This is a genomic window from Protofrankia sp. Cas8, from assembly GCF_963555845.1.
Classification (GTDB): Bacteria; Actinomycetota; Actinomycetes; order Frankiales; family Frankiaceae; genus Protofrankia.
The window spans coordinates 1-7,766 of record NZ_CAUVXI010000231.1; the positions used below are offsets into that span (position 1 = coordinate 1).

4 protein-coding genes are annotated in these 7,766 nt (G+C 70.9%); 3 read left to right on the plus strand and 1 reads right to left on the minus strand.

Going from position 1 to position 7,766, the window contains the following annotated elements; all coding sequences use genetic code 11:
* From U9977_RS23385 to U9977_RS23395, 3 genes are all read left to right on the plus strand, one after another.
* On the plus strand, positions 1–233 hold a 233-nt coding region (locus U9977_RS23385), incomplete at its 5' end, for a DNA polymerase (RefSeq protein ID WP_322751439.1).
* A 246-nt stretch (positions 234–479) separates the two neighbouring features.
* On the plus strand, positions 480–2,459 hold the full coding sequence (locus U9977_RS23390; protein ID WP_322751440.1) for a bifunctional diguanylate cyclase/phosphodiesterase: 1,980 nt from the start codon (positions 480–482) through the stop codon (positions 2,457–2,459).
* Positions 2,428–4,020: a GAF domain-containing protein gene (locus U9977_RS23395; protein WP_322751441.1), complete on the plus strand. Its 1,593-nt coding sequence runs from the start codon at positions 2,428–2,430 to the stop codon at positions 4,018–4,020. The genes U9977_RS23390 and U9977_RS23395 overlap by 32 nt, the downstream gene beginning before the upstream one ends.
* Here the strand turns inward: U9977_RS23395 and U9977_RS23400 are convergent.
* Positions 3,946–7,766 (minus strand): alpha-(1->3)-arabinofuranosyltransferase domain-containing protein (locus tag U9977_RS23400; RefSeq protein ID WP_322751442.1); only part of this gene is annotated, 3,821 nt, incomplete at its 5' end. The two genes, U9977_RS23395 and U9977_RS23400, sit on opposite strands and share 75 nt — an antisense overlap.

The following is a 7,766-nucleotide window of genomic DNA, read 5'->3' on the forward strand; positions in this document are numbered from 1 at the left end:
CGGACATCATAAAGATCGCCATGTTGGGCGTCGATCGGGCGCTGCGGGAGCGCAGACTGCGGTCCCGGCTGTTGCTCCAGGTCCATGACGAGCTTGTGCTGGAGATCGCTGCGGGTGAGCGCGCCGAGGTCGAGGCGCTGGTACGGACCGAGATGGGAGCGGCCTACCAGATGTCGGTTCCTCTCGACGTCAGTGTTGGTTGCGGCCTGACCTGGGACGACGCCGCCCACTGACCTCGCGTCGCCCTCGCGGCGATCTCGCGGCGAGGCTGTGCGCTCACTGTCTGCGCCTATCAGCGCCCGACGGTGTAAGTGGTGGCGCTGGGTTACGGTGATGGGGCGGCGTTGTCTCTGGGTCGTGAATCGAAGATTTTTGGCCCGTTTGGTCGCTCTCGGTAGTTGTCGGGGCCCGGTGGTTGCCAGGGTGCTGTCCCGCCGGGCGGCGGCACCTTACCCCCGACGGCAGGAGGATCGTTCACCATGAGCGTTCCGTCCTTCACGGATCGACGGCGATTTCTGGTCATACTTTCCGTCGGGGGAGTCTTCGCCTTCTCCGTCCTCGCGCTGCTGCCCTGGTCGCCGGGGCAGAACCAGCTGGGGACCTGGCTCGCCGTGGCGATAAGCATCGCCAACCTGGTTGCCGCGCTGCTGTTGCGACGCATCCGGCCGATGGCTCACCACATCCTGGTGCTCTCCTCGGTCCTCGCGGTCACGATTGCGCTGTGTGACAGTGATTCCGGCAGGGACGCCGACCTCTATCTGCTCTGGTACGCCTGGATCGCCGCCTATGGCGCGATGGTTCACAGACTGTGGGTGGCCCTTGTCCATGCCGCGCTCATCAGCGCGGGGGCCGTGGCAGGCTTCGCGATCGAAGGCGATCTCGGTGTCGCGATGCCCGCGGTCGTGATGACCGTCTTCACCGTCAGCGGGACGACTCTGGTTGTGTACGGGTTCGGCCGCTGGAGCCAGCTGCTGGTGGACCGGGATCCGCTGACGGGGCTGGCGAACCGGGCCGGCCTGGCCCGGGTGGCCCAGCCCGCGATCGCCGCGGCGATCGCCGCCGGTCACCACGCCGTGCTGGTGCTCCTTGACATCAACCGGTTCCGCGAGGTCAACGACGCTCTTGGTCATGACGCCGGCGACCGGCTGCTGCAGGCCATCGCGATGCAGTTGCACAGCGTACCCGTGGACCCTGCCTTCACCGGCCGCATCGGCAGCGATGAGTTCGCGGTCGTCATGTGTGGGGTTGAGCTGCCCGACGAGCCCGAGGCCGCACGTGATCAGATGCGCGCCATCGGCCGAATGGTGATCAGTCAGATCCTCGGTCCGTTCCGGATCGACGGCGTCGAGGTCGAGGTCGAGGCCAGCGCCGGTGTCGCGGTCGCCCCGCTGCACGGCGCGAGCCTCGACGCCCTCCTGCCGGCGGCGGACGCGGCGCTGCACGCGGCCAAACGGGACGGCGAACGGGCCGGTGTGTGGGACCCGGGCATGGCCGGCGTCCGGCCGTGGGAACTCGCCCTGCACGCGCAGCTGCGCGCCGCCGTCGCCGGTGGCGAACTGGTCCTGCACTACCAGCCGCTGCAGTCCGCCCATACCGGGCGCATCGCCGGTGTAGAGGCACTGCTGCGCTGGGCGCACCCCGATCGCGGTCTGCTGGCCCCCGGAGCCTTCCTGCCGATGGCGGAACGGTCCACTCTGATCATCGATGTGACCGAGTGGGTGCTCAACGAGGCGCTGCGCCAGTGCGCCGACTGGGCGTCGGCCGGCCACCACGTACCGGTGTCGGTGAACCTCTCGGCGCGGATGCTCGTCCGCGACGATCTGCCCAACCTGGTTTCGGACACGCTGTCCGTGCACGGCCTGCCCGCAGACGTCCTGACGTTGGAAATCACCGAGAGCGCACTGGTCACCCAGCCGGCCCGGGCCGCGGCGATGCTGCGGGAACTGCGCACCCGCGGGGTGACGTTGTCGTTGGACGACTTCGGAACGGGTTACAGCTCGATGGAGATCCTCAAGGCGCTGCCGTTCGACGAGGTGAAGATCGACCGGGGGTTCGTCTCCGACGCGCACGGCAGCCTGCCCGACGTCGCGATCGTCCGTACCGTCCTGGAGCTCGGCCATCGCCTGGGGCTACGGGTCGTCGGCGAGGGCGTCGAGGATGCCCGGGCCCTGCGGGCTGATGGAGCTCGGATGCGATCTTCTCCAGGGGGAGGCGATCTCGCGGCCGCTGCCTCCCTCGCCCGAGCTGCTGGCGCTGCTGACCGCGCAGGCCTGCGCGGTCGTCGCGGCCGTTCCCGGGCCCGCCGCGACGGTGCAGGCCGATTCGGTGGCGGGCCCCGATCGGGTGGTGGGCCCCGATCGGGTGGTGGGCCCCGATCGGGTGGTGGGCCCCGATCGGGTGGCGCGGCCGTGCCCGCCGGAACTGGTCATGGCCGGACCGCCCGTTGTCAGGCCGGCTGACGAACCCGCCCGGATCGCCGCGCTGCGCCGGTACGAGATCCTCGATTCCGACAGCGAGCCTGAATTCGACGAGATCGCCGCGCTGGCGGCCCGCCTGTGCGACACCCCGGTGGGACTCGTCGCGTTCCTGGACACCGATCGGGAATGGTTCAAGGCCTGCCACGGCTCGACGGTGACCGAACGACCGCGCGATGTGTCGGTCAGTCAGTGGGCGCTCGCCGAAACCGGGGTCTTCGAGATTGCGGACATGGCCGCGGACCCCCGCTTCATGCGCCTGGCCAGGATCGGGCCGCGCCGGTCATTCCGTTTCTACGCCGGAGCGCCGATCACCACCCCTGATCGCAAGGTGATCGGGCACGTCGTGGCGGTGGACCGTATTCCTCGTGCTCTCACCCCCGGCCAACGCGAGTCGCTCGCCGCCCTGGGACACCAGGTCATGCAATTACTGGAGGCCCGCCGAGCCAACCGGATGCTGGCGGAGGTGACCGGGGCGCTGGGCGTGCTGGACCAGTTCTGGTATCCCGATCACCTGGATGCGGCCGGGTCGACGGTCGCCGAGGTCTCCCGAGCGCTTCTCGACGCGGATGCGGCCAGCCTACTGCTCGCTGACCTTCCCGGATCGACGGTGTTCCACGTGGTGGCCACCGCGACGAAGTCGGACGAGGACGGAGCGACGAAGTCGGACGAGGACGGAGCGACGAAGTCGGACGAGGACGGAGCGACGCCCGCGGAGCGGTTCACCGGGCGCGACACCGTCGGCATCGGGGCCGTCCTGCGTACCAGGGCGCCGGTGTTCCTGGCCGACGTCACATCCTCGACGCTGTTCCCGGCGGACGTCGTGCGGCGGCTGCGCATCGCCTCTGCGCTGCTGGTGCCGCTTCCCGGTGAGGGCGGCCTGATCGGGCTTGTGGTGGCCCGCTGGACGGTCAGGCGGGACGAGCCCGACCAGGCGGGCCTGCGCGCGGTCACCCTGTTGGGCGGTCAGGCCGGTCATACCCTTGCGCGGTTGCGACGGGCACAGGTCCGCGTCCGGGAGATCGGTATCGACCCGGCAACCAGCCTCACCAGCCGCGAGCGCTTCCTGGCGATTCTGCAGGGCCTGCCCGCGCGAACCGTCCTCTGCCTGTTCGCGGTGCTCGGTGCCCCATCGGAGCCGGGTTCGGACCCGGGTTCGGACCCGGACGGCATCTGTGGCGACGAGCACATCCTCACACAGTTTGCCGGCCAGCTGCGTGCGGCCGCCGGTCCCGGTGCGGAGCTGGGGCGTTGGTCGCACAACCGCTTCGTCGTCGCCTTCCCGGGTGGGAGCCAGGTCGGGTCGAACGAGATGATCGCCCGGTTGCGGGTGTCATGGGATGGGGAGCCGAGGCCGTCGTTCGTGGTCGGCACCGCGGTGACCGAGGTCGATCAGCCACCGAGCGCCGCTCTGTGCGGTGCTGAGAATGCGCTGCGGGCCGCTGCGCGAGCCGTTGGCCGCACTGTGGTGTCACGGGTGAACGGTGGGTCGCGCGGCATCGCCGCCGGTGACCGCGCCGGTGACCGCGCCGGTGCCCGGGCCTGACGGGCCGGCGGTGACATCGGCGGTGACATCGGCGGTGACATCCGCGGTGAGATCGTGTCGGTACCGGTGTTGCACCGCCGTGACGAGGACGTCGGCACCCAGGAGCAGAACCGCGATCCAGGACACGGTCGCGACCCGCGCGAAGGCCCTGACCCACTCCCCGTCGCTGGGCAGGCTGTGGCGCAGCTGGACCTGGATGACATAGGTGGCGCTCAGGGTCAGCACGGCCACCGGTCCGAGCGTGAGCAGGGTCCGGCCCCGGGGCAGGAGTAGCGCGGCCAGGGTTGCCAGCCCGGTGGCGATACTCGCCGCCGGGTTCACCAGTGCCATGGCGATCAGGGCAGCCACCGTCGCTGTGAGTACCGCGACCATGACCGGTACCCGCGGGGCCCGCGGCGCCGGCGATGCGAACCGGGGTAGCTCGGCGGTCACCGGATCGGCCTGCGTGCGTGATCGCCGGCGCCTTCTCGCCGTCACGACCATCAACACGACGCAGGAGGTCAGCGCGATGCCGGAGAGCGCCAGAGCACGGCGCACCAGCCGTTGGGGGGTCCAGCGCAGATCGACGGTGAAGCTGGACGCGGTCGGAGTGATCCGCCAGCCGTTGGCGTAGCCGTCCACCAGTCGTGGCGCGCCGTAGTCGCTGGTCGTCGATCCTCCCGTTGAGGTTCCCCGTGAGGTCGCCTTCCAGCCGGCGGACAGGCTCTGCCCGAGCACCAGCCAGAACGGTGTGCCGGGTTCGGCGTTGGTGACCCGCAGGGCGAACGAGGTGTCGCTCGATCCGGTGACCGCCACCGCCGGCGCGCGGGTGGTGCTCGCGCCCGATGATCGGACCGGGGTGCTCAGGGCGGCCGGTGCGACCGAGCCGGCGGCAGTGATCGGCGACGCGCCACCACCGGGCTCGGAGGCCAGTACAAGGCGGTCCAGATCGTATCCGACGCCGGCTCCCGCGATGGTGCGTAGCACGTGGTCGCCGGGTCCCAGGGTGATGGGGTCGCCGCAGAGCGACACCAGCAGGCCCTTGCGGGCGAGCGCGTCGGCGCTGGAACCGGTGATCCGTACCGGGACCGGGCGTCCGTCGAGCGTGAGGAGATCGCTACGGCATGCGCCCGGCAGGGTTGCCGTCGCCGGGGGAACCCGCAGGCCGGCGAGGTCGACCTCGGCCAGTCCCACCGGCATCGTGATCAGCTGCTGGCTGATCGGGTCCCGGGTGGTGACCGACCGGATGTCGTCGACCACAAGGCGGATGTTGCTGCCCCGGACGGGGGGAAAGGAGAGGGTGACCGTCCGGCTGGCGCCTGGCTGTCCGATCCTGGCGCCCGGCATGTCGGTGATCGGCGGGATGGTCAGCGTGTCCACCCGCTTACCGTCCACGACCAGCCCGAGTGTCCTCGGCACGGAATGGCGCCCGTCGGCCACCACCGACAGGGTCAGCGTCGAGAAACTCACCGGCTTCGGGGAGTTGACCTGGATCCAGGCGTCGGTCTGCATCCCGAAGCCGGGACTCCACAGCGTCGCCGGGTCACCGTCGAACGCGCCGGCGCTGCCGGCAGCCAGATCACCGGGCAGCCGCCCGGACGATTCGGTGGTCACCGTGTCCGAGGGCCGGCCGGTGGAGGTACCCAGGATCAGGTCGTTGGCATAGGCGGACGCGCGGGCGGTGCCGGTGAGCGCGAAGGTACGCGCGGTGGGCAGGGTGAACACCCGCGCCATGGTCGCCTCGGCGTCGGATCGGAACGGTTCGCCCGGGTTCGCCCGGTCGCGGGTGACCTGCAGCATGAGCCGGTGTTGCACCGATGCCGTGCCCGCCGCGGTCAGCAGGTCGGTCGGCATCCGCAGGAGCTCGTGTGCGTGCGGGGACGTGCCGTCCGGTCGGACGATGTCGACTTCGGCAAACCCGACGCTGGACAGATCCGCGTATTGCGCGCGGACCCCGGTGTTGGTCTCCTCGACGGTGATGTCCAGGCGGGTGAACCGACGGGCCGGGAAGGTGACCAGCTGGCCGGCTTCGGTCCGGGACGCGGCGGTGAGGTTCACACTCACCGGTGCGTCGCCGTCGAACCGGAGCGTCGCCTTGGTGATCCACCGGTTGGGGGAGCCGCGTAGCGGTTGGACGAGACGGACGCGGTCGGTGCGCACCGGGTCCGTCACGGCGATCTGGAGGCGCTGGCCCGCCGGGTTGGCGAACGCGCCGACCTGCCACGCGGTGTCGAGGTCGCCGTCGACCGCGCCCACCGGACGTTCCGGCGGGCTGTAGGAGAACGCGTTGCCGTAGCTGGTTGCGCCGACGGCGGCGATGTCGCCGGGCTGGCCGGGGGCGTGCAGCACCGCGACCGTCTGGGCCGCCGTGGTCTCGGCCGGAAAGACCGGTAGTCGGTTGTCGTTGGGGTCGGGTGCCAGCGCGACCGTGTCGGGGCCTTCCACGTACCCGTAGTTGTCCCGGATCGAGCCCCACCGTTCGGCCCGGCGCCGGTTGCTGTCGGTGAGAAGAAGATCGGCGCCGTCGCTCAGGGCCTGGCCGACCGATGCCGGGTCGGCTGCCATCGACGCGGTGTAGAGGATGGCCCGGTTCGTTGTGAGCGGGTCGGCCAGCAGGCCGGCGGCCGCGGCGTCCACCAGCCCCTCCCCGTTGCCGCTGACGAGCAGCGGTGCCCCGGTGGCCGCCGTCCGCACGATGGGTTGTGGGTCGGTGACTCCGAATACGGCCAGCGCCGGCGGGTCGACCGCGTCCGGTGGGGTACCCAGGGCCAGCTCGTCGTTGACGGGAATGCGTGGTGCGTCGGTGACCGGCGGGCCGAAGCGGCGTGGCGCGCCAAGCCCGGCGGGCACCGGGTCGGTGAACAGCGCCCAGGTAGGCACCGGCCGCGGGGTGCGGAAGCGTTCGTACTGCTGGTTGCTGCGCAGCACGATGTCACCGACTCCCATCAGCCGGGCCATGTCGGCCAGCGAACCGGTTTCGAACACGCCTTCCTGCAGCCGGCGGTCCACGGCGCGTAGCAGGTCGGCGGATGCGGCGGCGCTGAACGGGATCAGCTCACGCACCAGGTAGGGGCGGTTGGTCAGGCCGGGCAGGACGGGGTCCAGGGTGGTCCCCCAGCGGTAATGGGCGAAGTCCGCACCGGGCAGTTCCAGCACCCGGGTGGCCGGACCGGTCGCGTCCAGTGCGGTGGCGACCTGGCGCTCGTAGGCGGGGATCTGCTCGGGGCGGTCCAGATCCGACTCGATGAACCGGCCACGCCACAGCGGACTGAGGTTCGCCACTATCAGGACGATGACGACGATCCATGCGGTGCCGGGCGCCAGCCGCGGCAACCGGGTCCGGACATCGCGGCGGCGGGTGCCCCCGGAGCGCCCGCGCACGCGTCCACTGACGGTGCCGACCGCGGTGCCGACCGCGGTGCCCAGCCGTTCGCTGGCCGCCGCGAGCCCGCCGGCGAGCAGCACCGACAGACCGAGCGCGACCAGTGGTACCGCCCGGGGCATTGACCGGAGCGCGAACCCGGCGGTGGATGCCTGCGCGAACGCGCGGAACGCAGCGCCCAGCGGCGAGGGGTTGTCATAGGGGTACACGCCCACCGCGACCGTGGTACCGACGAGCACCAGCAGGACAAAGTAGGCTTTGTAGCCCCACCGAAGCAGCGCCGCGCCCGCCAGCGCCAGCATGGGTACCGCAAAGCTCACGGCGACCACCCACACGGTCTGGGTGTAGTCACGCGACGGAGTGATCCAGGTGCCGAGAGCATCCT